This is a genomic window from Shewanella hafniensis (assembly GCF_019655335.1).
Classification (GTDB): domain Bacteria; phylum Pseudomonadota; class Gammaproteobacteria; order Enterobacterales; family Shewanellaceae; genus Shewanella; species Shewanella hafniensis.
Map to the genome: position 1 here is coordinate 1 of NZ_BPFD01000049.1, position 24355 is coordinate 24355.

The window sequence follows — 24355 nt, forward strand, 5'->3', positions numbered from 1 at the left end:
AATGACAATAAATGTTATTCAGTAAGTGGATCATCTCCCGTACTTCATCACTTTTGAGCGAATAAAATACCGTTTGCGCTTCTTTGCGTGTGGTTACTAAATTATCTTTGCGTAACCAAGCAAGGTGTTGTGATAGTGCCGATTGACTTAAGCCTAATTTTTTATTCATTTCGCCAACGCACATTTCTCCTTCATTCAATAAATAACAAAGAATAAATAAACGGCGTTCGTTTGCGAGTGCCTTTAATAGCACTACCGCATGATCGGCTCGCTCCTGCATTAATTCAATATTCATTACGCACTTTATCTCCTAAAACTAACCCCTGCGCTAATATAGCGTTGCCTTACGGATATAGTCGGGACATAAAGCACACTTTTTGCTAGATTGTTTTTAAAAATGGGACATGCTTAATAAAAATAAAGGAAATCTAATGAAGCCCTATCAAACTGCACTTCTCTCTAGTCTTTTAATTGGGAGTTTAAGTGCGTGCCAAACTCAAGTAGAAACCGCCACGACAAGTGAAGCCATAAAATTACAACAGACGGCATTAGCTTCACAATTAGGCTATGACATAGTCGAATCGCTCACGGTTGAAGTGGGCCCAAGACTTGCTGGTAGCCCAAAAGATATCATCGCCGTTAACTGGGCGATGGAGAAACTGACAAGCCTTGGATTTGACCGCGTTTATAAAGAACCAGTACAAGTGCCCATTTGGGAGCGCGGTGAAGCCAAAGCCAAAATAACCTTCCCAGTCGAGCAGCCGCTGGTCATTACTGCGCTTGGTGGCAGCGTTGCGACACCAGCAGGTGGTTTACAGGCTAAAATCGCACGTTTTGATAGCCTAGAGGCACTACAACAAGCCAAGCCTGAAGACGTGCAAGGTAAGATTGCGTTTATTGACCAAAAAACTGAACGCCACATTACTGGTGAAGGTTATGGCAAAAGCGTTGGCGGCCGCTCAAAAGGTGCCGTCGCAGCAGCGCAAAAAGGCGCAGTTGCGATCGTGATCCGCTCTATTGGCACAGATCATGACCGCATGGCCCATACAGGCGTTATGCGCTACCAAGATGACGTGCCAAAGATCCCCGCTGCTGCCATGTCAAACCCCGATGCAGATTTGGTCGATGCATTACTAAAACGCAATCCTGATGCTCTACTTGAATTGCAGATGTCACCAAAGAATGCAGGCTTTAATACGTCTTACAATGTCATTGCCGAAGTGACAGGCAGTAGCAAGCCCAATGAAATAGTATTGATTGGCGCTCATTTAGATTCTTGGGATGAAGGTACGGGTGCAATTGATGATGGGGCGGGTGTCGCGATTGTGACAGCTGCAGCTAAGCATATTCAAGATCTTCCGGTAAAACCCGCTCGCACTGTCAGAGTGGTGCTATATGCCGCTGAAGAAATTGGGCTCGTGGGCGGTAAAGCCTATGCCGAAGCGCATAAGGCCGAATTACCATTGCACTACATTGCTGCAGAGTCTGATTTTGGTGCGGGCCGAATCTATCAAATCGATACTAAGGTCAATGAGAGCGCATGGACTGAGGTACAGCATGCACTTAGCCCTATGTCATTCAATGGTGTTGCACTTGGCAACAACCAAGCTTCTGGCGGGCCTGATGTGTCTATGCTGCCAGCCCTAGGCGTACCTGTTGCATCATTAAGACAAGATGGTCACGATTACTTCGATTACCATCACACACCGAATGATACCTTAGATAAGATTGACCCCGCCGCATTGGCTCAAAACGTCGCCGCATACGCACAATTTGCTTATATCATGGCAAATTCAACCGCGACATTAACGCCTTTAGCCATTCAGGCTGAAAAATAGATAGCTGAAAAATAGAGAGTTGATAAAAATAATAGAGAGAACAACATAAGCTGTTCTCTCTATCAATTAACATCTTCTCGATATTGCGCTATTGCTCTGCACGTAAAAATGTTGGATGTGTCGGTGAACTTTGCTCTTCACTATAATAATAACCCGCGAGATTAAATGCCTTTAACTCAGCTAGGGTATTCACTTTATTGGTGATGATATATCTCGCCATCATGCCCCTTGCACGCTTAGCAAAAAAACTGATCACTTTATATTGACCATTTTTACCATCTTTAAACACGGGTGAAATTAATTGCCCTTGCAGTTTTTTAGGCTTTATCGCTTTGAAATACTCATTAGAAGCAAGATTGACAATTATATCGCTACCACTTTCCGCAAGCGCTTCATTTACCGCTTGCGTTAAGGTATCACCCCAAAATTCATATAGATTTTTACCTTTTGGATTCGAAAGTGCCGTTCCCATCTCTAAGCGGTAAGGCATGATTAAATCCAGCGGTCTGAGTAGCCCATAAAGACCCGATAGAATACGCAGCTGCGACTGAGTCTGAGCGATTTCAGCTTCTGATAAGCTATCAGCATCGAAACCTGTATACACATCGCCTCTAAAGGCAAATATAGCCTGTTTGGCATTATCTAAATTAAAATCTGGCTGCCACTCTCCGAAACGCGCCGCATTTAAACCCGCAATTTTATCGCTCACCTTCATTAAAGTCGCAATATCTGAAGGGGTCAATTGCCGACAAACTTGGATCAATTCCTGACTATGAGTTAAGAAATCAGGCTGTGAATACACCTGTGTCAGTGGCGGCTGTTCAAAATCTAAGGTCTTCGCCGGCGAAACCAATATCAACATCAAAAACTCCCAACAGAAACAAAAAGACATGCCTATGATACTGAACGAACATAAAAAAACCACGCTTTAACGGCGTGGTCTTTTCGATTGCGACAATCAGAAATCTCTGTCGTCGACTATCTGGGTTACCTAAGGCTTTTTAACCGATGTAAGACTGGCATCTTGCCAAATATCATCATCGAGTTGATCCATTAATTCAGGAAACTTACTGCGATCAAACTCAGGAGACTTACCCGCTTTGACCTGCTCGCGATAATCGTTGATTACGCGAATAGCCAAACCTGATAACAGTAGGAGGGCGATAATGTTCACTGTCGCCATTAATCCCATAGAAACGTCGGCTAAGTTCCACACCAGACTTATCTTCGCCACGGCACCAAACATCACCATACCCAATACACACAAACGGAACAAAGGCAGTAATTTGGTACTGTTGCCCATTAAAAACATAACGTTTGTTTCAGCGTAAGAGTAATTGGCTATGATTGATGTAAAGCAGAATAAGAAAATCGCTACCGCAATAAACGCCCCACCCCAGTCACCAACATGAGTAGACATAGCATTAATGGTTAATCGTATGCCATCGTCACTCGAGCCAATATCTCCTGATAGTAGGATTATTGCAGCCGTTGCAGTACAAATAACAATAGTGTCAGCAAACACACCCATCATTTGTACAAAACCTTGGGATGCTGGATGGTTCGGATTAGGCGACGCACTGGCCGCGACATTCGCCGCGCTCCCCATACCCGCTTCGTTCGAAAAGAGTCCGCGTGCAATACCCGCTTGCATAGCTTGCGCGACAGTATAAGCGACACCACCGGCAGCAGCCTCTTGCCAACCAAAAGCACTTTTCACAATTAAGCTAATAATCGCAGGTAGTTGATCAAGGTTGAAAATAACGATGATAAAGGCAACGAGAATATAGGCTAATGCCATGATAGGAACAATAAACTCAGAGACTCGGGCAACTTTACGCAGACCACCGACAATAACAAATCCACTGGCAATCACGAGTCCAATCCCGACATAAGTTGGATTAAACCCAAAAACTCGCTCCATGGCTCCAGTAATCGTATTTGCTTGCACCGCGTTAAATACCAGACCAAAAGCAATGATCAGGAATACAGCAAATAAAATGCCCATCCAGCGCTGACCCAAGCCTTTTTCCATGTAGTAAGAAGGACCACCGCGGAACTGACCGTTATGATCACGTACTTTGTAAACCTGCGCTAAGGTTGATTCAACCATAGCAGTAGCCATACCTAAAATAGCGATAAGCCACATCCAAAATACCGCACCAGGACCTGCAGCACCAATAGCGACTGCAACACCGGCCATATTACCGGCACCGACACGGGCCGCCATACTGGTACAAAAGACTTGAAATGATGAAAGACCGCTATCGCAACCTTGGCGACTCATGGTCATGACTTTGATGGAATGTTTAAAGTGGGTTAACTGGATAAAGGCAAGTCTAATGGTAAAATAAAGACCAGCTCCTACTAGCCCATATACTAACAACTTACCCCAAAGTAGCGCATTCAAAAAATTAACTATGGTTTCTAACATATTATTTTACTTCTTCCCGTAGCAAATGCTCCTCAAATTGAATGGCAATTAGAGGTACAACATCTGTGGTGAATGAATCCTTCCAAGTTAAAGGTAAGAATTTCGGTAGATTTATTTTTTCAAATTATCCTTCCGTGAATTTACAACATCACGGCTACCGAATTCAACGCAGCAAAATAGCACAGTATTCGAAATTGCTCATGTGATCAAGCTCGCGTTTGCGCAGTTAAACACCATCAACATCACGTCTCACAACATAAGCTAAGTCACTGTTAAAGCTGAATTAACAAAAGTGCACAGTTAGCACATTATTTTTAACAGTAAAAACAACTTTTAAAATTTGGATGCAGGGCACATTTTTGTAATAAAATTACAAATATAGTAGTCACATAGAAACTTCAATCATCTCTTGTTTGTTTTAGTGAGGCTTTATATGACACAAATACATGAAATCAATGCACTGAAAAAATATGTCAGAGCGACTAACTTTCTTGCGACCTCGCAGATTTATCTCAAACAAAACGTCTTACATAAACGTCCACTTGCCCATACTGATATCAAACCACGTTTACTTGGCCACTGGGGTACCTGCCCCGGCATTAACTTTGTTTACGCCAACATTAATAGATTGATTGTTAAACACAATCGCTCATTCATCTATTTAGTTGGTCCAGGTCATGGTTTCCCTGCAGTACAAGCTAACTTATTCATAGAGGGTTCGTTAAGCCATTTCTATCCTGAAACAATCCCCTACAATGAAACGGGTATCGAAGATATTTGTAAGAAGTTTTCCGCAGCTTACGGCTATCCTTCACATGCAAACCCAGAAGCTCCAGGACAAATTCTTGAAGGTGGCGAACTCGGCTACTCACTTTCAGTAGGCTGGGGCGCTGTTCTCGATAATCCAGATCTGATCGCCACCGTCTTAATTGGTGACGGTGAAGCAGAAACTGGGCCATTAGCCGCATCTTGGTATGCAAATCGCTTAGTATCTCCTGCGACTAGCGGTGCAGTATTACCGATTGTGCATATCAATGGCTATAAAATTTCAGGCCCAACCCGCATGGGACGCATGAGTCATGAAGAACTGGAGCTTGAATTCCGTGGTCTTGGCTACTTCCCTATTATCGTTGATAACGAATTAGAAGAAGATATCTATGTGCAAATGACAAATGCCATGGATACCGCTTACGCCATGATCAATGATATCCAACGTCGTGCCCGCAGTGGCGAAGATGTGGTTAAGCCTAAATGGCCAGTGATTTTAATGCGTACCGCCAAAGGTTGGACCGGTGTCAGTGAGTATAAAGGTAAGAAACTCGAAGGTAACTGCGAATCACACCAAGTGATCGTCAATAAATGTGCTACAGATAAAGGCCATCTGGATGCACTAAACAATTGGCTTGCCAGTTACAACTTCCAAGAACTTTACCAAATGAATGATAAAGGTGAGCTTATTTTTGATGCAGACATTTGCTCATTAATTCCACCTAAGCAACTTGCCTGTGGTCGTCAACATTTGAGTTACGGCGGGGAAGTCGTTAGAGCGTTAGCGAATCCCGATCTCGAAAAACTTAGCTATGGCCCAGAAGTACCACGTGGTCACCGTGGTTATTCAATGCTGAAAATGGGCGAATGGATGCGTGATGCATTCAAGTTGAACCGTGATCAACGTAATCTACGTATTTTTAGCCCTGATGAAACCTATTCAAATCAGTTACAAGCTGTATTTGAAGAAACCGATCGCGCATGGCAATGGCCAATTGAAAGCTGGGATGAAGACATGTCCCGTGAAGGGCGAGTCATTGAACTGCTTTCTGAAAACTTGCTGTTTGGTATGTTACACGGTTACACAGTCACAGGCCGCCACGGTATGTTCCCAACCTATGAGTCATTCTCACAAGTGATCTCATCGATGGCAGACCAATACTGTAAATACGTCTACGCGAGCCAAGGCGTACACTTCCGTAAGCCACTGCCTGCATGTAACGTCGTTTTATCTTCGTTGCTAGAACGCCAAGACCATAATGGCTACTCGCATCAAAACCCGTCTTTCCTGGGCGCTATGCTAGAGAAGCATCCTAAAATTATCTCTGCTTATTTACCAGCAGATGCCAACAGCACCTTAGTTTATACCGAACGCGCTTATGCTGACCGCGACAAACTCAATATTCTCGTTGCGGGTAAGAAAGAGTTACCACAATGGTTAAGCTTGGAAGAAGCGCGTAAACAAGCAAAAGATGGCGTGATGGTTTGGGATTTTGCCTCTGATGAGAATCCAGATATTGTGTTGGCAGGTTGTGGTGATTACGTCACTCAAGAATGTATGGCTTCATTAGTATTGATCAGAGAACTGCTTCCAAGAGTCAAAATTCGCTTCGTTAGCGTCACAGAATTAAGCAGTGATGGCCTAGGAAGTCGCAAATTTAAAGAAAAACCTTGGTTAATGGACGAAATATTTACCCAAGATAAAGGCGTGGTGTTCAACTATCACGGTTATCCAAATACGATCAAAAAGTTAATATTTGATTACAAAGGCAGCCGTCGCTTCAGAATCAAAGGCTATGAAGAAGAAGGTTCAACAACCACTCCATTCGATATGGGCGTTCGTAACGGTACATCACGTTATCACCTAGTAATTGATATGGCTTATAAACTGTTCCAACAGGGCGTCATTGATGAAACTATGCACGTCTCCATCACCACTGACATGTTGCAAAGATTAGTTGATCACCGCAACTATATTAAAGCCAATGGTGTCGACCCAGTAGAAATTGAGAATTGGGTATGGACACGTTAAAGTTTACTAAAAAATAACAAAACAATTCATTTTAAAGGCATTCCTCGGAGTGCCTTTTTTATGTTTAAAAAACAACTTACAGCACGAGCGACCATAAAAAGAAAACTCTTAACACTGGTAAAACTTAACAAACCAAGTGATAATTAACCGCTGGCTACAATACCAAAGGATCCCCACATTAAGTGCTAGCAATGTTTTGCACATATACGGCAAGACATATTGGTGGAGAATCATAAATAATGGAATTGGAGAACATGATGAATCATAAATTAAAATTTGTACTGCTTGCATCGCTATTACCTTTCACTGTATCTGCGGCTCAAGAACTGACTCCTTGGTATGTTGGCGCAGGTTTAGGCGTTAACAACTATGAACATATCGCGACCCAGAATGGTCAAGATGACCCATATGCATGGGATGTATTCGCAGGCTATATGTTCAATGATTACTTCGGCGCTGAAATCGGCTTCCGTGATTTAGGTAATGCAGATTGGACTAATGGGGCCACCAGTAATGATGCTGGCGTTAAAGGTTCGACGCTAGGCTTAGTAGGTATCTGGCCACTAGCCAATCGCTGGAGCTTATCAGCCGAAGCGGGTGCAATGTACTATTCACTTGAAAACAACCAGCATAATGGTAGTGTTTCAAGCAAATACAGTACAAACGACTTTGCTCCATACTTAGGTGCAGGTGTTGGTTACAACTTCACTGATAACCTGAAGTTACAAGCTAAATATCGTCGTTATGAAAACCTAAATGACGATTACAACATCGTTGAAGCTGATAGCAACTACTGGGGTCTTGAACTGAGCTACCGTTTCGGTTCTCCAGCAGCTGCAGCACCTGTTGCAGCTGCGGTTATCGCAGCAGCACCTGTTGACTCAGACAACGATGGTGTTTATGACGATAAAGATCAATGTCCAGCTACACCAGTAACGCATAAAGTTGATTCTGTTGGCTGTACAATTTACGAAAACGTAAAAAATAAAGAAGACGTGGGTTCAATCCAGTTTGCTAACGATTCTGCTGTAGTTAAAAAGGTTTTCTACAAAGATATCGAAAGACTCGCTAACTACCTGAACAAAAACCCAGAGTTCACAGTTGAAATCGCTGGCCACGCCTCAAACGTAGGTAAACCAGATTACAACATGGTGCTGTCTGACAAACGTGCTGACGCAGTTGCTCAAATTCTTGTTGAGAAATACGGTATCAGCAAAAACCGCGTAACTTCTAACGGTTACGGTGTTACTCAGCCATTAGTTGCTGGTGACTCGAAAGAAGCTTACGCAGCTAACCGTCGTATCGAAGCCATTGTAACGACTACGACTAAACAACCTGTTCTTAAGTAATATTACTTATTGACGTAAAAAAGTCGCTGCTTGCAGCGACTTTTTGTTTTTATGGGGTATACACTAGGAAAAGCGATGCCCTCTACCACAGCCAAGATGAGAGCCTGTATCTCATGCCAAACCTAAATAGACATAAAATTGTCATTTTTGTAATTTTTTTACATTCAAGGTTGGAAAAGTTGGCAAAATCGCTTCTAATAGTCATCAGTGAATTCCGAGTTAAGACTGCTACCTGAGAAGGATGTTTTTCATGGCCAATACATTAGAGCAACTCAAGTTATATACCACTATCGTCGCTGACACTGGCGACATCGAAGCGATTAAACGCTACCAACCTGAAGATGCGACAACCAATCCATCACTCATCTTGAAAGCGGCTCAAATTCCTGAATACGAATCCCTCATAGATAACGCTATCGATTGGGCAAAATCACAAAGTGCCGATCTCGCGCAGCAACTTGATGATGCCAGCGACAAGCTCGCCGTTAATATCGGTGTAGAAATACTGAAACTCGTTCCTGGGCGTATATCAACTGAAGTTGATGCCCGTTTATCATTCGATAAAGAACAATCAATTGCGAAAGCCCATAAGCTGGTTCGCCTTTACAAAGAAGCGGGCGTTGATAAATCACGTATTCTGATCAAACTTGCTTCAACATGGGAAGGCATTTGTGCCGCTAAAGAACTAGAGAAAGAAGGCATCAACTGCAACTTAACTCTGCTATTTAGCTTTGCCCAAGCACGCGCTTGCGCCGAGGCTGGTGCTTATCTAATTTCGCCTTTTGTAGGCCGTATCCTTGATTGGTACAAAAAAGATACAGGTAAAGACTACGATGCCGTAAATGACCCAGGAGTCATTTCTGTTACCGAAATCTATAATTATTACAAACAGCATGGTTTCAATACTGTCGTTATGGGCGCAAGTTTCCGTAATATAGGTGAAATCATCGAACTAGCAGGCTGCGATCGTCTCACGATTGGCCCTTCTCTATTAGAAGAACTGGCTAATTCGCAAGTCGACATTACTCCTAAACTGGTTCCGGCAACCAGCACTGTCGCAGCCGAAGCTCCATTAACAGAAGCGCAATTCCGTTGGGACTTTAACCAAGATCCTATGGCAGTTGATAAGCTTGCAGAAGGCATTCGAAACTTTGCTATCGACCAGGGCAAACTCGAAGTGATGCTCACGGCTAAGCTAGCAAACTAAGCACTCTGGAGACGGCGAGATGACACACTTGACCCAAAGCTCAACATGGCAAGCTTTATCAGCACACAGTAAAAATGTACCGCATATGAGGGAATTATTTGCCACTGACGCGGCACGTTTCAATAAAATGTCGCTAACTGCCTGTGGTTTATTACTGGATTACTCTAAAAACAGAGCAACGACGGAAACGCTTGATCTGTTATTTGCGTTGGCAAGCAATAGTCAACTTGAAGCAAAAATCAAAGCAATGTTTGCGGGTGAGATCATTAACACCACAGAGAAGCGCGCCGTTTTGCACACTGCGCTACGTAGCACTGCGGAACAATCGATTATTGCCGAGGGTCAAGACATAGTTCCTGAAGTCCAACAAACCCTGAATAAAATGCAAGGGTTTGTGAGTTCAGTGACATCAGGTCAATGGAAAGGTTACACAGGTAAAGCGATAACCGATATTGTCAGTATCGGTATCGGTGGATCTTTCCTTGGTCCAAAAATTGTCTCTCAGGCGCTGCGCCCGTATTGGAACCCGGAGTTAAAATGTCACTTTGTGGCAAACGTCGACGGTACTTCAATCAGTGAGAAGCTGAAGTTACTGGATCCTGAAACGACCTTGTTCATCATGTCGTCCAAGTCTTTTGGCACACAGGAAACCTTAACCAATACACTCACTGCTAGAGAATGGTTCTTAGCAAAAGGCGGTTTGCAGTCGGATGTAGCAAAACACTTTGTCGCAGTGACGTCAAACGTTGCTAAAGCGACGGATTTTGGTATCGATGCAGACAACATTTTCCCTATGTGGGATTGGGTTGGCGGTCGTTACTCACTCTGGTCAGCGATTGGTTTACCGATAGCACTCTTGATTGGCATGGATAATTTCAGAGCCTTGCTCTCAGGTGCCCACCAAATGGATGAGCACTTCGCCAATGCACCACTGACAGAAAACATGCCAGTGATCATGGGCTTATTATCCCTATGGTACGGTAATTTCTTCAATGCTCAGTCCCATGTTGTACTGACATATGATCATTATCTACGTGGTCTACCGGCTTACTTCCAACAGCTCGACATGGAAAGTAATGGTAAGTCTGTCACCTTAAACGGGACAGATGTTGACTACAGTACTGGTCCAGTAATTTGGGGTGGCGAAGGCACTAATGGCCAACATGCCTATCACCAGCTGTTGCACCAAGGTACAGCCCTGATCCCTGCCGATTTTATTATGCCACTGCAAAGTCATAATCCTATCGGAGAGCACCATGATCAGCTAGCATCAAACTGCTTTGGCCAGACTCAAGCCCTAATGCAAGGTCGCACTTTTGATGAAGCCTTAGCCGAACTCGCTAATAGTGCATTATCTGCGACTGAAAAGCAGCTGATCGCAAAACATAAAGTGATGCCAGGTAACAAGCCGAGCAACACCTTACTCATGGATAAGCTCACGCCGAGCACCTTAGGTGCTTTAATTGCCCTGTATGAGCACAGAACCTTTGTTCAAGGTGCAATTTGGGACATCAACTCCTTTGACCAATGGGGTGTAGAGCTTGGTAAGGATCTGGGTAACGATGTGTTAGCACGCATCGGTGCGACGCAAAATTGTGATGCCTTAGATGCCTCAAGTAACGCATTGATTAACCTTTATCGACAAGGCAAAATCTAATCGAACAAAAAGCCAGCAATCGCTGGCTTTTTTATTTTATCCTATTATTTCTATTCAACTTTTCAATTCCTCGCCGCTCTCAAGCCACACTGAAGATCAACGACATATCACTCAAAGTTCATTTCAACTTAACACAATTGAAACATAATTCTTGCACCCTGTTTTAAAAATATGTTATTTAATCGCTGACAAAACATACAACAACAGGAGGTTACCATGGATCGTTTAGATTATGGTTGTGCGCTAGATGAAGTCGTTGAAAGACCCGATCGTTCGCGAGGCTCCAATAAAAAGCGTAAATGGCGTGAGATCGAAGCATTAAAAGATAAGCATCGTTTGCTCAAAGAACTCCAAGAAATCGATAATAACTTTAACTACGACATTGATGCCATCCAGTTGTAATCACATGTTGAGATGAGCTAAACCATTAGCCTCAAACATGAACAAGAAAAGCGCCATTCGGCGCTTTTTTATTTGTACTATCGGATCTGGTGGGAAATAAGAGGGAATAACGATTCGCGAGTAACAGAAGCTAACGCAAAAAAACATCGCTCTGTAGTATTGAATCCTAGGTTCAAGCCCACAAGGTGGGCCCTATGAGTGAATCACTGCTAGTCAGCCGTTGTTAGATAAGCTCGCAAATCCTCAAATTCTTTCTGCTCGCGATCTAAGAACAAAGGATCATCAATCAAGGATTTCTGACACTCAGACTCAATCAACTGCCAGTCTTGTTCAGTCAAGGTTTTAGCCAATAACGGGAATATTTCCCGCTCCTCCATTTGCATGTGCCGCTCTTGTAATGCAACATAATCAGCAAAATCAACAATCAGTTTCTCACGGGCAACCACAATATCACTGAGGATCAGATTCAGCGTCGTCATCAAAGCCGCCGAGGCTTGGATCACTAACTCGTGTTCAGCACTCAATTTATCGATATTGTCATTGGCTTTATGCGCTAGATAGTAGGCATAAATAATGTCTTCAACCGGATGATGGCAACGCTCAGCATATCCTTGCATATATTCAACGATATCCCGCACCACGATGAAATTGATTGACTCACCTTCGGACAGTTTCATCTGCTTGTTTTTTAAAACATTTAGCAATACCGCCATATGTTTATGATCATGCATGAGTCTCTTAAGCATAATGCCTCCTGGATATAGTTCTGACTATTGATACTAGTCAAGTCGTGGACTAACACCAATATAACAGGCTAAATCCTGTTCACTTTATGACGTTGATCAAGTAAATCACATACCAAACTGTAAACAGACCGCACGCACTCATACGTCTATCCCAATCTCAGGGGCATTTAGTGGTTTTCTCACCACATTAGGATTGCTCAGTACGCTTTTATTGCTAAAACCACAACAAACTTACTTAGCAAGCTGATGCAGCTGCTGTTGAAGCTTTTTAAATTCAAGCTGTGGTTCGCTTAGCAACGCTTTATCTACCGTCTCAAAGGCGAGTTGCGGATAATCCTTAAGCAATTGTTGCTCAAGCATTAATGCTTGCTCAGTCTCCTTCGCTTCGATAAGAGCGCTTAACAGATGCAAAGACTCTCCAAGTGGCACTTTATCGGTGCCTGAAGATTCAGCATTGCTCGGAGCATTCATAGACCTTGCAGCGATAGCAGGGCTGCTTGCATCATGTTGTCGCTCAGCACCCGCTGCAGCCTTCGCTTGCTGCATTTGAGTCTGTATTTCATGCTTAGCCACAGCTTCTGCTTGCATATTTGAAGATTGCAGCGCTTGCGTATCGGCCATCCTTGTCATGGCTTGAGGTACAGGAGCGCTCATCACCATTGGACTTGGAGCCATAACATCTTCAGTTTGCGGCCGATTAAGGACCAATAAACCCACAACAAGCACCAAAGATGCCGCACTCGATAATGCCCAAGGATGGCGGCGCCAGACGGAAGTTGGAGACTCAACAGCGGTTATTTTGCTTTGATGCATTTCAGCTAAGTGAGTTTGCGCCAGCTGTAAGATATCTTGGTCGAGTTGCTGCGGTGGAACTTCTAAGGCCTGTTGACGATACCAAGCCAACACTTCTTGTTGTAATGCGCGCTCATCAGCACTTGAAGATAAATTACTCATGACCCGCCTCCTGCCATTTCGCGCTGACGCAATCCTTTAGACTTTGGTAAGCGTAGCGAATACGGCTCTTAGTCGCTTCTAAAGTTACGCCCGCAATGTCGCTAATAATGGCAGCCGTAAAACCCATTTCAATGTTCAGGATAAATGCCTCTTTCTGGACTTGGGGCAACAGTGCGATACAGGTCTTTAGCAATAAACTCTTTTGCGCTTCTTGCCATTGCACGTCAGGTTTATCTTGCTCACTCGCCACAAAAGTATCGGGTCCAGTTTCGTCCTCATCGGTGGCGATTAAATCGACGGGTTTTACCGCCCGAACATGATCAATCAATAAGTTATGGGCGATACGATATAGCCAAGTAGTAAACTTAGCACTGGCCTCGTAATTAGCTGCTGCACGGATCACCCGGCCCCAGGTTTCTTGATATAAATCCTCAGCTAACTGCTTATCGCCTAACTGGCGCACAAAGTAGCGATAAAGTGCGCCTTTGTGCTTCAGGTATAGCTGCTCAAATGCTTTTGAATCGCCCTTGGCATAGCACAACATCAATTGCTCATCTGAGTGCTCATGGGTTGGTATTTGCGGTATTGCTAATGCCACGGAAAATTCCTCGTCATTTGGGTTAACCCCCTGTATTCACTTTTACTATTGTAATCTCTCATTACGCGGATTGCTCTTATCTCTCATTGGCTCACCATAGCGTTTATCCTGTGGAGGAAAAGATTTATCCGAGCCATCGAATGTTTTCTTAATTGGCAGCTGATTAGATTGCTCTATGGCTGCTGCGGTTTCCATTAACTGCACAAACTCATGGCGATAACCAAAGGGATCATCCCCTAATGCCGAACGTGCTAACTGGCTTAACTGAGCATAATCAAATTGATGCAGATAATGACTACCATTCAGTAATTGTCCTAACCCTGCAACCGCGGCAGCAAATCTAAAATCATCACTCGCTTGCTCTAACTGTTTAACGCTTTGATCTAACCTAATGGGATAACTCAGTAACTGGCTCTGCGTTTGCTCCGGCAACTTGTATCTTAGTTTAAGAAAAGCGATTTCTTCGCGGCTGTATTTCTCTTGCCCCGTTTGAGCATCAACGCCATATCTAAGTTTATCATTCATCCGATTCCCTGCTTCAACGTACCTTAATTCATACAAGGCAGTTACTGTATGACCCGCGCCAATTTCGCCCGCATCCACCTTATCGTTATTAAAATCTTCCCTTGCTAAGGCGCGATTTTCATAACCAATCAGACGATATTCAGAGATTAAGGCCGGATTAAACTCCACCTGTATTTTCACGTCTTTGGCGATAGTGAATAAGGTCGAACTCAACTCGTCCACCAGCACTTTTCGCGCTTCATTAAGCGTATCAATATAGGCATAGTTGCCATTGCCCTTATCCGCCAGTTGCTCCATCAGTTGATCGTTATAGTTGCCCAAACCAAACCCTAAGGTTGTCAGGCCAATACCATGATCTTTTTCCTTTTCAATCAAGGCAATCAAATCATCAAAATCTGTTACACCAACATTGAAATCCCCGTCGGTCGCAAGGATGACTCGATTAATGCCATTAGGGATAAAATGCTTTTTCGCCAATTGATAGGCTTGCGTGATCCCTTGACCACCGTTGGTTGAACCTCCTGCGCTCAATTGTTCCAGCGCATAGGCCAAGGTTTGAGTGTCATTCCCCGACGCACCATCGAGCACTACACCAGCCGCTCCAGCATAAACTACAATAGAGACTTTATCCTGCGCGCTTAATTGCGCCGTCAGTAGTTTTAACGCCGTTTGCAGTAAAGGCAATTTATCCGCTGACGCCATAGAACCTGACACATCGAGCAAAAAAACTAAGTTGCTGGCGCCTAGTTGAGATTTAGGTAAGTCATAACCTTTAAGGCCAATCCGCAGCAACATCATTTCATCGTTATAGGGTGAAGGTGCAAGCTCTGTCGTTACGCTAAACGGCGCAGTGCTTTTAGCAGGTAAGGGGTAATCGTAGGCAAAATAATTGAGCATTTCCTCAACTCTGACTGTGCCTTTCTCGGGTAAGCGCCCTTCCCTAAGCATTCGCCTTAAAGTGGCATAACTACCAGTATCGACATCGATGGAAAACGTCGATACCGGGATCTCCCCTGCCACCATGATGCCATTTTGCACTTGCTGCTCGAATTTGTTTTGCGCTAACGGAATCGCGGCATAGTCACGCGGCATTGGCGCTATGTTGATTCCCATCACAGCACCATTGCTAGACATTTGCATCGGCGCCGCAACTCTCGCCATTTCAACCTTAGCGACGTCACGCATTTCAGCTTGGCGCTGCGACGCTTCTTGATGACGTTGCTCAGCTTGCTGTTCTGCTTGCTGCTCCGCCTGTTGATGCTCTAGCTCTGAGCCTTTACCGCCACAGGCCGTTAAGCTCACAGCAAGCATTAATAACGCCGCCGCATTGGTCGCCGATGGGATACCGTTTCCCCGTTGCAGGTAGAAAGTTGGATCGGAAACTGAAACGGTTTTTGGGGAATATTTTGTTTTCATGTGGAATGCCTTTGATGTTGACCTAAAGCTGTAAACGGCCCGCATTAGCAAAAGGGTTAAAACATCTCGATATTTTGCAAAACATGCTTAAATGAGAATCAAACCGCCTCCAAGCACACTATTTATACAAAACAAAGTATTTTCAATCGCTTTTGCTGGCAAGATCACACTGCACATTCAATCTGGCCACTAAAATAGAAGCTTGTTGCTAGCCTAGCTATGGGACCCTCTTGTGTCACACTCAGCTCATTTGTTTTCCCTAAGGATCGCCCACGCACTCACAGAAGCTTGCGTGACGGATAAGTATTCGTTTAAACGTTTTGGGCAAGATCTTCTTGCTGGTCTCACTGTAGGTATTATTGCGATTCCATTAGCGATGGCATTAGCCATTGCCAGTGGTGTTGCGCCTCAATACGGCTTGTATACCGCCATAGTCGGTGGCTTTATTATCGCCATGTCTGGCGGCTCACGTTACAGCGTATCCGGCCCGACAGCGGCATTTGTAGTATTGCTCTACCCCATAGCCCAACAGTTTGGTTTAGCTGGATTATTAATCGCGACTGTGATGTCAGGAATGATACTCGTCGGTATGGCGACGCTGCGCCTAGGTCGGTTGATTCTGTATATTCCCGAATCCGTCACCTTAGGTTTTACCGCGGGGATTGGCGTAGTGATTGCTACCTTGCAGCTAAAGGACTTTTTCGGGCTCGAAATTGCCCATATGCCGGAGCAATATCTGGCCAAGCTAATGGTATTAGCCCAAGCACTACCTTCGGTGCATCTGCCTAGCTTACTGGTCGCGTCCGCGACATTAGCGACTATGCTACTTTGGCCAAAGCTCAAAACACCCGTGCCAGCACACCTTCCAGCTATCATACTCGGCACTATGTTCGCCTTGGTGCTCAATGCTATGGGAGCAGACATAGAAACCATAGGCACCCGTTTTCACTACCAGCTGAGCGATGGCACCACAGGCATGGGGATCCCAGCGGTATTACCGAGTTTCGAATGGCCTTGGCTGCAAGCTGGCGCCAATGGTCAAGCTTTTCAGTTTAATCTTGCGACCTTTCAAGCCTTATTACCCGCCGCCTTTGCCATCGCCATGTTAGGAGCGATTGAATCGCTACTGTGTGCCGTGGTGCTTGATGGTATGACAGGCAAGCGCCACAGTGCCAACAGTGAGCTGCTGGGCCAAGGCATCGGAAATATCATCACGCCATTTTTTGGCGGGATTTCAGCGACGGCAGCAATTGCCCGTAGCGCGGCAAACGTCAAAGCGGGAGCACAGAGCCCAATTGCGGCCATGATCCACGCCATAGTGGTACTGTTTGGCTTAGTCGCCTTAGCGGGCGTGCTCGCTTACTTGCCGATGTCGGCCATGGCAGCCCTGCTACTCGTCGTGGCTTGGAACATGAGTGAGGCCCACAAAGCGCTGCATTTAGTTAAAACCGCGCCCACCAGCGATATCATGGTCTTTGCGAGCTGTTTTTCATTAACGGTTATTTTCGACATGGTCATCGCCATCAGTGTGGGGATCATTCTCGCCGCCTTGCTATTTATGAAGGAAATTGCTGAGATGACAAAGCTTTACGATATCAGCACTAACAAGCGTTATGTCGATCAAGAGCTACCCGCCGATTGGGCTGTACTCAAAATTAACGGGCCGCTATTTTTCGCCGCTGCCGATAGGATTTTTTCCGAAATTGCCAGTCTCACCGAAGATAAACAAGTGATAGTGCTGTATCTCGATGGGGTCTCGATTCTGGATGCCGGTGGCTTAGCCGCGCTGACAAAACTGATTGAAAAATGCAAAGCGAATAAGACTAAGCTCATTATCGCCGATCTACAGTTTCAGCCCATTCGAACGCTGGCAAGAGCCAAAATCCAACCAATTGAGGGCGTGTTAAAGTTTTACTCCACTCTACGTGAAGCCCTAACTGAAGCTCAGGGTGAAGCGCCAGTTATCACTCAGCAAACAGAAATCACTGCGAATGTGCCGACACAGTAAACCAGCAGCGTAATCTCAACGGCTTAATGCTGCTGACTTATCTCAAAGGCCAATCTCAAGATTGGTCTTTTTTATAGCTCAATTCCCCAAGCCATTCATCACAGCAAAAGACGTTTTTTCGCGCGCAAAAACGGGCAGAAATGACGAGGATCATGGTATTATTCAGCGCCATGATGCTTGCTACCGGTGACGGCTAGACAAGCATCAACTGTACCTAGACCTGAAACAAGGTCAAAATATAATTAAAATTAGTGAGTTAAGGAGTTATCATGCAAGCCCTTGTTGCTGTTGTTATGGGTTCTAAAAGTGATTGGCCCACGATGGAAGCCGCCGCTGAGATAATGGATAAACTGCAAGTGCCTTATCATGTTGAAGTGGTTTCCGCCCATAGAACGCCAGATAAACTCATGGAGTTTGCAGCCTCTGCCGCCGATCGTGGTTTTAAAATCATCATTGGTGGCGCCGGTGGTGCTGCGCACTTACCCGGCATGATTGCTTCTAAAACTCGCTTACCCGTATTAGGTGTACCAGTTCAAAGTAAGGCCCTGTCAGGTATGGACAGCTTATTGTCTATCGTTCAAATGCCAAAAGGCATTGCCGTCGGCACCTTAGCTATAGGCACAGCGGGCGCTTTCAATGCGGGATTGTTGGCCTGCCAAATCCTTGCGAATAACGATGCTGAATTAGCGACTCGAGTTGACGCTTTCAGAGAAGAACAGACCCGTGCGGTACTGGACAATCCAGATCCGAGGGAAGTTTAATGACCCAGACAAACACTAAACCTAAGGTTTGGGTATTAGGTAATGGTCAGCTGGGCGCCATGCTAACCCACGCTGGTGAGCCATTAGCAATTGAAGTTAACGCCGTCGATATCATGACGCCTACGGATGACATCCTGCCACTCGCGTCGCACGACATTATCACCGCCGAGCGCGAACAGTGGCCAGAGTCCGCCCTGAGTTTACAACTCAGCTCACACCCCCATTTTGTTAATGGTCCGGTATTTAGCCGTTTAGCCGACCGTTTTAGCCAAAAAAGTCTACTCGACCAGCTCAGTGTTCCCACTGCGCCTTGGACCTTAGTTGACGATAACACCCAAGTAGATACCCTGTATCAGCACTATGGCCCCAGAGTCTTGATGAAACGCCGTACTGGTGGTTATGACGGTAAAGGCCAACATTGGCTTAAACAAGCCGAAGCGGGTGATATTCCAAACGATTGGCGTAACCTTGCGATTGCTGAACAAGCGATTAACTTTGATGAAGAAGTGTCATTGGTTGGCGTACGTACCCGTGAAGGCCAATGCGTGTTTTATCCGCTGACGCTGAACCTACATCAAGATGGTATTTTAATGGCGTCGATTTCGCCACTGGCACGCTTAAGCCCTTTGCAAGCCCAAGCCGAAGCTATGCTCAGCGCCATTATGCACGAGCTTGAATACATTGGCGTGATGGCGATGGAATGCTTCCGTGTTGGTGATGAGTTATTGGTAAATGAACTGGCGCCGCGAGTGCACAACTCAGGCCATTGGACTCAAGCCGGAACCCATATGGATCAATTCCAGCTGCATTTGCGTGCACTTTGCGGAATTGCGATCCCACAGCCACAAGTGAATTTTCAGTGTGTTATGGTCAATCTTATCGGTATCGATAATGACCCACGCTGGTTAAGTTTGCCCAATGCTGAGCTGTACTGGTACAACAAAGAAGTGCGCCATGGTCGTAAAGTTGGCCATTTGAACCTATCAGTGCCCAATAAAACTGTGCTCAACCAGAGCATAGCCGCACTGCAAACTTGGATGCCAATCCAATACCAAGCACCTTTAGCCTGGATATTGGCCGAATACGCAGAAAATTCGCGTTAATTCAGTATTTAGTACCAAAATCACTGATATGAAATTGTTCACAGTTTCATATCAGTTTATATTTCAATTTTAGTTATATACTTAACAGAACTCAGTGTGAATACGTTAGTGATGTATAGCATTCAATTGTGGCTAGCAATGACACAGATAAAGGAATACTCGAGTGAAATTAAGGGATAATTTCAAACGTAAGACCATAGATCGCTTAGATTATCGCTATCATCTGCTATTGCTCATTGTGCCGATATGTCTATTCGTCCTGCTATTTATCTTTAATGCACCCACAGAAGGTTGGACTATCCTGCCATTACTGTTTGTTTGCATCATTTACATTTTTGCCTACAGCCTGATTTACTATTTGCATCAAGGTCGGTTAACTCGACTGTGGGAGCATTTAGAGCAAGTCGTCACTATCAACGATGCCATCTACGAGCTCGCGCACCTCTCAAGCCATTATAAAAATGAGCATGCTTTTCTCGACGCCTTACTCAACAAAGCCGTATACGTAATTAATGGTGCCGAAATGGGCAGTATCATTAAAGTCAACGAGGCTAATAACAAACTGCATTTCGAATCTGTAGTGGGTCTCGATTTAGCAAAACTCAGACAACTGGATTTTACCTTAGAACAAACCTTTGAATATCGGCTTACTCAGGGAAAATGCGATCAAGTTGTGGTCATCAATGATATGAAAAATATCAATGCCGCCAGTACGTTAACCGAAGATGATCAAAGTATATTACTCTCAGTGTCGAAGCAGCCTATACGCTCAACCCTGTCTAGCCCTATTCGTATCGATGGCAAGCTCTATGGCATGCTTAATCTCGACAGCAGTAGCCTAGGCGCCTTTAGCGATTACGACCGCAATCTGGTTTCTATCCTAACCCACGAAGCCAGTAATGCCATTGCGCTCTATCAGAAGTCACAACAGATCACTAAGCTCGCGAATTACGATCCGCTTACAGGGCTTTATAATCGAAAGAATTTTGAAGATGAACTGCACCACTGGCAGCACAAACCTCACCTTGGCAGCTATTTAATTATTATCGATATGGATAATCTCAAGGCCATTAATGATGCCTATGGGCACCAGACTGGTGATATTGCCATTAAGCGCACGGCCACTGCCATACTGACCTATTGGCAAAACAAAGGCATTATTTCCCGTTTTGGTGGCGATGAATTTGTCGCGCTATGCCATGGGCCGCTAACCCAAATCGAGCAAGACTTAGATAAAATGCGCCAAACCTTGAATCAAGGCTCGGAGCTTAGCCTAGGTTTTAGTTTTGGGATTGCTCCATTCGAAACCGATTGGTATCAATCCTTTAAGACTGCCGATCATGCCATGTATGAGCAAAAGCGCGCGAAGAAGAAAGCCATTAAAGCATTAGAAACTTTCGCAGTGAAAGCACAATAAGTCGATTGAAGTCAGGCGCTATTAAAGGTCAATAGCAAAAGTCAGTCTTTGAGTTGAATATCAAAGTTGAACACCTACAGTCAGCCATAGACGCTCATTCAAATGGCTGACTATGTGAGCAAACTAGACTCTAGCTAAGCTCTTGCTAAACCCTAACCCTAACCCTAACCCTAACCCTAACCAAAGAATAAGCGCCACAACCAAGATGAATCCAAGTCTTTTTGGCAGGTTTTGTATTGAGCTGCGTAGCGTTTCGATCTGGCATCCACCTTGTTCGCTACTTTGACTAACCACGCCTTAGACTTGTAACTGCCACGGCGATAACCGCCCCAGCCTTCGTGATAATTAAGATACTGCGCCCGCGCATCCCATTTAGATACGCCATTAATTTTATGGGTTTTGCTGATAAACCAGCCCATAAAATCCAAGGCATCATCGAAATCACTGCGGCTCGACCAACTGTTTCCCGTCTCACGCACATAATCATCCCACGTCATGGTCTTAGCCTGCGCATACCCATAGGCATCACTGGCACGGCCAATAGGGATAAAACCTAAAAAGTATTCCATCGGTGGCGCGGCATTGTGCTTGAATGAACTCTCTTGATACATCATCGCCAACGGAACATGCACTGGCACACCCCATTTGTCACGGGCGTCTTTAGCGGCATCATACCAATCTCGGTGTTCTTGAAATATCTCACACAAATTTTCAGGTGACTTAGGCGGAGACGTCGCGCACCCAGACAAGATGCCGAGACTTGCGCAGAGTAAGATAGTGGAGGGTTTATTCATTAATATCATATTCTTTGGAGAGTTAGCTGGCTCCATGATGTCATAGACTCAGTCTGAGGCAAGCATAAAAAGCCTTTTTTGCGCTTAGAAGATCTAAGCGCTAGGGGTAAATCAATCTGACTTAAATCGCATGTTGCTGGCTTAGCACTTGAGCTAAACGCTTTGGCTATTTCGTTTCGGGACTCAGCTCAAATTGACACTCATGCTCTTCTTGCTGCCACACGCCCGGTTCCCAATATCCCGTGTCTTTGCCCATATAACGCTTATCGGTGTGAAATAGCGCACCGATATGATAACGCTGATGGCTCTCAACATTGAGCTTAAATACCTTAGGCGTTCGTGCGGCAAGCGTGACCGACAAGCTAGGATCATCAATCAGTTCCGCGACGGTAAACTCATATTCGCCGGGCGCTAGCTGATAATTAGGCTTAGAGACCACTGCCTGACCGTTTAAATGGGTCACGACGACGCGATACCAGTGAGTGCTGGAATCGGGCTGCAAATAACCCGACACAGTGCCACAGCCCAGTGGATCTTCTGGTGAAGCGGCGCAGCCTGATAATAAGGCACTGGCCCCAATCAAAGCTGCGCTGATACGCAAGCGAGTGAAAGAGAATAAGCCCTCTTTCACGACTGAGCTCCAAAGTAATCTTCCAGATAATCATCAAACGAAACTGAACGCTGCGCCGCTTCTAGCTCGGCCTGCTTGTTAAGCGAGCTGGATGCTTCGGCTTGATACTGCGCTATGGTCTCGCTCGACAAGGGATAATCGACAAAGAATTGATAGTATTGCTGTGCCAACGTCATCACCCACTGACCATGGTCTTGGCCTTTGTTGATTACGTTTTGCAGCACTTGTCCCGACAGGGTCAAGTTAGGATCTTCAACCGCTTTACGCCAATGGGCTAACGCCACTTGATAATCCGTCGCCTCACCATCGAGCAATACCGCCAAAGGTTGCAAGGCATCAAACAACTCTTCTAACCAAGATTTAAGCGAACGTGAACCGTTTGCGGTTAGTAACTCAAGCCCAGGTTTACGGCCTTCAAGCACCACAGCTTTAAGATTCGCGCTTAATCTCGCCTCTTCGCTGGCTTCAGACTTAGGCGACTGCGTTAATAAACAATAGAGTAGGAATAAATCGAGGAAACGCACTTGGGTCGCCTCAATACCAATCGGGCTAAATGGATTAACATCTAAAGCACGCACTTCAATGTATTCCACCCCTGCACGGGCTAAGGCTTCTGACGGCTTCTCGCCACTACGCGTCACCCGTTTTGCACGAATTGGCGAGTAGAACTCGTTTTCAATCTGCAATACGTTGGCATTGAGCTGACGATACTCACCATCGACTTTAACGCCAATATTGGCAAAGTTTGCCGAAGGCATTTTGATGGCCGCATTTACACCAGCCAGATACTCAGGCAAAGAGTTATAGCTGATATTCAGCTCTTCTTGCTCTTTGTTGGTGTAGCCTAAATCGCTCATACGCAACGAAGTCGCATAGGGTAGATACAGAGTACCATGACCCGTTTTTTCAAACTTGAGATCGGTTTTTTGATCTTTAATGAAAGAGCTACATAATGCTGGTGAGGCACCAAATAAATAAGGTAGCACCCAGACTAAACGGCGATAGTTACGGATCAAGCCAAAATAGGATTCAGAAATAAAATCATCGTAACTTAACTGCTTATCGCTCAATTCGTACAGGCTTTGCCATAACTCTTGCGATACCGAAAAGTTAAAGTGCACCCCAGAAATAATCTGCATCAAGGCGCCGTAACGATAGGTTAAGCCCTTACGATATAAGGTTTTCATCATACCGGTATTTGATGAACCATAACGGGCAACGGGGATCTGTTTCTCGTCCTTCACATAACAAGGCATGCTGACAGGCCACAGGCGCTGACCATTTAAATGGCGCACGCTGAAAGCATGGGTTTCAGTTAATCCGTTTAGCAATTGCTCAACATTGTTATGTACCGGAGTAATAAACTCGAGCAAGGCTTCACTGTAATCCGTCGTAATACGCGAATGCATTAACGCTGAGCCTAAGGCTTCAGGATGCGAATCGGTGGCGAGATAACCCGACTCATCAATCCGCAACGCCTCACGCTCTATGCCACGTAACATACCCAAGAGTGCGGTGCGCCCATGGGCGTCCGAGAGATGTTGTACTAATTCATTGAATGACTTCAATTTGCGCTTCTCTAATTGGTGATTCGCTATCGCGACAAGGTTAACAGTCAGACCTTTATTTTGAGGCTTATCTTGCAAAATACGCCTCAAAATAAATCTAAACCTGTCTGTGGGGCAAGCCAAATTCACAACTTGTACTGTTAAAAG

General features: G+C 45.0%; 20 protein-coding genes. 10 read left to right on the forward strand and 10 right to left on the reverse strand.

What is annotated here, in order from left to right; translation table 11 throughout:
- A partial coding sequence (locus K5Q99_RS14230) for an ArsR/SmtB family transcription factor (RefSeq protein ID WP_006084975.1) occupies window positions 1-295 on the reverse strand: 295 nt, incomplete at its 3' end.
- Window positions 296-431: 136 nt separating this feature from the next.
- Here K5Q99_RS14230 and K5Q99_RS14235 point away from each other — a divergent pair.
- Complete coding sequence (locus K5Q99_RS14235; protein WP_220777219.1) at window positions 432-1838, forward strand: M28 family metallopeptidase; 1407 nt, start codon at window positions 432-434, stop codon at window positions 1836-1838.
- 88 nt (window positions 1839-1926) lie between these two features.
- Here the strand turns inward: K5Q99_RS14235 and yaaA are convergent, their stop codons facing one another.
- The gene (gene yaaA, locus K5Q99_RS14240) at window positions 1927-2700 is read right to left on the reverse strand and encodes a peroxide stress protein YaaA (RefSeq protein ID WP_220777220.1); all 774 of its coding nucleotides are present in this window, start codon (window positions 2698-2700) and stop codon (window positions 1927-1929) included.
- Window positions 2701-2829: 129 nt separating this feature from the next.
- Complete coding sequence (locus tag K5Q99_RS14245; RefSeq protein WP_220592252.1) at window positions 2830-4272, reverse strand: alanine/glycine:cation symporter family protein; 1443 nt, start codon at window positions 4270-4272, stop codon at window positions 2830-2832.
- Between the two features lie 433 nt (window positions 4273-4705).
- Here K5Q99_RS14245 and K5Q99_RS14250 point away from each other — a divergent pair, with 433 nt between their 5' ends.
- The 5 genes from K5Q99_RS14250 (at window position 4706) to K5Q99_RS14270 (ending at window position 11687) form a co-directional block, all read left to right on the forward strand.
- On the forward strand, window positions 4706-7072 hold the full coding sequence (locus K5Q99_RS14250; RefSeq protein ID WP_220777221.1) for a phosphoketolase family protein: 2367 nt from the start codon (window positions 4706-4708) through the stop codon (window positions 7070-7072).
- A 239-nt stretch (window positions 7073-7311) separates the two neighbouring features.
- Window positions 7312-8421, forward strand: a complete 1110-nt coding sequence (locus K5Q99_RS14255) for an OmpA family protein (RefSeq protein ID WP_220777222.1) — start codon at window positions 7312-7314, stop codon at window positions 8419-8421.
- Between the two features lie 250 nt (window positions 8422-8671).
- Window positions 8672-9628 (forward strand): transaldolase, encoded by a 957-nt coding sequence (gene tal, locus K5Q99_RS14260; RefSeq protein WP_106649734.1) that lies wholly within the window; start codon window positions 8672-8674, stop codon window positions 9626-9628.
- 19 nt (window positions 9629-9647) lie between these two features.
- Window positions 9648-11285, forward strand: coding sequence for a glucose-6-phosphate isomerase (pgi, locus tag K5Q99_RS14265; protein WP_220777223.1), 1638 nt, complete (start codon window positions 9648-9650; stop codon window positions 11283-11285).
- 216 nt (window positions 11286-11501) lie between these two features.
- Window positions 11502-11687, forward strand: a complete 186-nt coding sequence (locus K5Q99_RS14270; RefSeq protein WP_006080618.1) for a DUF3545 family protein — start codon at window positions 11502-11504, stop codon at window positions 11685-11687.
- Window positions 11688-11896: 209 nt separating this feature from the next.
- Here the strand turns inward: K5Q99_RS14270 and K5Q99_RS14275 are convergent, their stop codons facing one another.
- From K5Q99_RS14275 to K5Q99_RS14290, 4 genes are all read right to left on the reverse strand, one after another.
- Window positions 11897-12433 carry a hemerythrin domain-containing protein gene (locus K5Q99_RS14275; RefSeq protein WP_106649732.1) on the reverse strand — a complete coding sequence of 179 codons (537 nt, stop codon included), beginning with the start codon at window positions 12431-12433 and terminating at the stop codon, window positions 11897-11899.
- A gap of 231 nt (window positions 12434-12664) precedes the next feature.
- Window positions 12665-13387 carry a hypothetical protein gene (locus tag K5Q99_RS14280; RefSeq protein ID WP_220777224.1) on the reverse strand — a complete coding sequence of 241 codons (723 nt, stop codon included), beginning with the start codon at window positions 13385-13387 and terminating at the stop codon, window positions 12665-12667.
- Complete coding sequence (locus K5Q99_RS14285) at window positions 13380-13985, reverse strand: sigma-70 family RNA polymerase sigma factor (RefSeq protein WP_106649730.1); 606 nt, start codon at window positions 13983-13985, stop codon at window positions 13380-13382. Before K5Q99_RS14285 ends, K5Q99_RS14280 begins: the two co-directional genes overlap by 8 nt.
- Before the next feature lie 45 nt (window positions 13986-14030).
- A complete protein-coding gene (locus K5Q99_RS14290) occupies window positions 14031-15926 on the reverse strand; it encodes a vWA domain-containing protein (RefSeq protein ID WP_220777225.1) in 1896 nt (631 codons plus the stop codon).
- 232 nt (window positions 15927-16158) lie between these two features.
- On the opposite strand from K5Q99_RS14290, the gene dauA reads away from it, so the two are divergent.
- The 4 genes from dauA (at window position 16159) to K5Q99_RS14310 (ending at window position 21215) form a co-directional block, all read left to right on the forward strand.
- Entirely contained in the window at window positions 16159-17934 is a 1776-nt protein-coding gene (dauA, locus tag K5Q99_RS14295; RefSeq protein ID WP_220777226.1) for a C4-dicarboxylic acid transporter DauA, read from the forward strand.
- Window positions 17935-18203: 269 nt separating this feature from the next.
- Window positions 18204-18695: a 5-(carboxyamino)imidazole ribonucleotide mutase gene (purE, locus tag K5Q99_RS14300; RefSeq protein WP_220592244.1), complete on the forward strand. Its 492-nt coding sequence runs from the start codon at window positions 18204-18206 to the stop codon at window positions 18693-18695.
- A complete protein-coding gene (gene purK, locus K5Q99_RS14305; RefSeq protein ID WP_220777227.1) occupies window positions 18695-19798 on the forward strand; it encodes a 5-(carboxyamino)imidazole ribonucleotide synthase in 1104 nt (367 codons plus the stop codon). The genes purE and purK overlap by 1 nt, the downstream gene beginning before the upstream one ends.
- A 163-nt stretch (window positions 19799-19961) precedes the next feature.
- Window positions 19962-21215 carry a GGDEF domain-containing protein gene (locus K5Q99_RS14310; protein WP_220777228.1) on the forward strand — a complete coding sequence of 418 codons (1254 nt, stop codon included), beginning with the start codon at window positions 19962-19964 and terminating at the stop codon, window positions 21213-21215.
- A 176-nt stretch (window positions 21216-21391) separates the two neighbouring features.
- On the opposite strand, the gene K5Q99_RS14315 is transcribed toward K5Q99_RS14310, so the two are convergent.
- The 3 genes from K5Q99_RS14315 to gshA form a co-directional block, all read right to left on the reverse strand.
- On the reverse strand, window positions 21392-22009 hold the full coding sequence (locus K5Q99_RS14315; RefSeq protein ID WP_281422441.1) for a transglycosylase SLT domain-containing protein: 618 nt from the start codon (window positions 22007-22009) through the stop codon (window positions 21392-21394).
- A gap of 166 nt (window positions 22010-22175) precedes the next feature.
- Entirely contained in the window at window positions 22176-22640 is a 465-nt protein-coding gene (locus tag K5Q99_RS14320; protein ID WP_006084957.1) for a hypothetical protein, read from the reverse strand.
- Entirely contained in the window at window positions 22637-24286 is a 1650-nt protein-coding gene (gene gshA / locus K5Q99_RS14325; protein ID WP_006084956.1) for a glutamate--cysteine ligase, read from the reverse strand. The genes K5Q99_RS14320 and gshA overlap by 4 nt, the downstream gene beginning before the upstream one ends.
- Between the last annotated feature and the right edge of the window lie 69 nt (window positions 24287-24355).

Bases quoted from the DNA above. Each gene is read 5' to 3' on its own strand.
- K5Q99_RS14235 (WP_220777219.1), top strand. From the start codon at position 432: ATGAAGCCCTATCAAACTGCACTTCTCTCTAGTCTTTTAATTGGGAGT.
- yaaA (WP_220777220.1), bottom strand. From the start codon at position 2,700: ATGTTGATATTGGTTTCGCCGGCGAAGACCTTAGATTTTGAACAGCCG.
- K5Q99_RS14245 (WP_220592252.1), bottom strand. From the start codon at position 4,272: ATGTTAGAAACCATAGTTAATTTTTTGAATGCGCTACTTTGGGGTAAG.
- K5Q99_RS14250 (WP_220777221.1), top strand. From the start codon at position 4,706: ATGACACAAATACATGAAATCAATGCACTGAAAAAATATGTCAGAGCG.
- K5Q99_RS14255 (WP_220777222.1), top strand. From the start codon at position 7,312: ATGGAATTGGAGAACATGATGAATCATAAATTAAAATTTGTACTGCTT.
- tal (WP_106649734.1), top strand. From the start codon at position 8,672: ATGGCCAATACATTAGAGCAACTCAAGTTATATACCACTATCGTCGCT.
- pgi (WP_220777223.1), top strand. From the start codon at position 9,648: ATGACACACTTGACCCAAAGCTCAACATGGCAAGCTTTATCAGCACAC.
- K5Q99_RS14270 (WP_006080618.1), top strand. From the start codon at position 11,502: ATGGATCGTTTAGATTATGGTTGTGCGCTAGATGAAGTCGTTGAAAGA.
- K5Q99_RS14275 (WP_106649732.1), bottom strand. From the start codon at position 12,433: ATGCTTAAGAGACTCATGCATGATCATAAACATATGGCGGTATTGCTA.
- K5Q99_RS14280 (WP_220777224.1), bottom strand. From the start codon at position 13,387: ATGAGTAATTTATCTTCAAGTGCTGATGAGCGCGCATTACAACAAGAA.
- K5Q99_RS14290 (WP_220777225.1), bottom strand. From the start codon at position 15,926: ATGAAAACAAAATATTCCCCAAAAACCGTTTCAGTTTCCGATCCAACT.
- purE (WP_220592244.1), top strand. From the start codon at position 18,204: ATGCAAGCCCTTGTTGCTGTTGTTATGGGTTCTAAAAGTGATTGGCCC.
- purK (WP_220777227.1), top strand. From the start codon at position 18,695: ATGACCCAGACAAACACTAAACCTAAGGTTTGGGTATTAGGTAATGGT.
- K5Q99_RS14315 (WP_281422441.1), bottom strand. From the start codon at position 22,009: ATGAATAAACCCTCCACTATCTTACTCTGCGCAAGTCTCGGCATCTTG.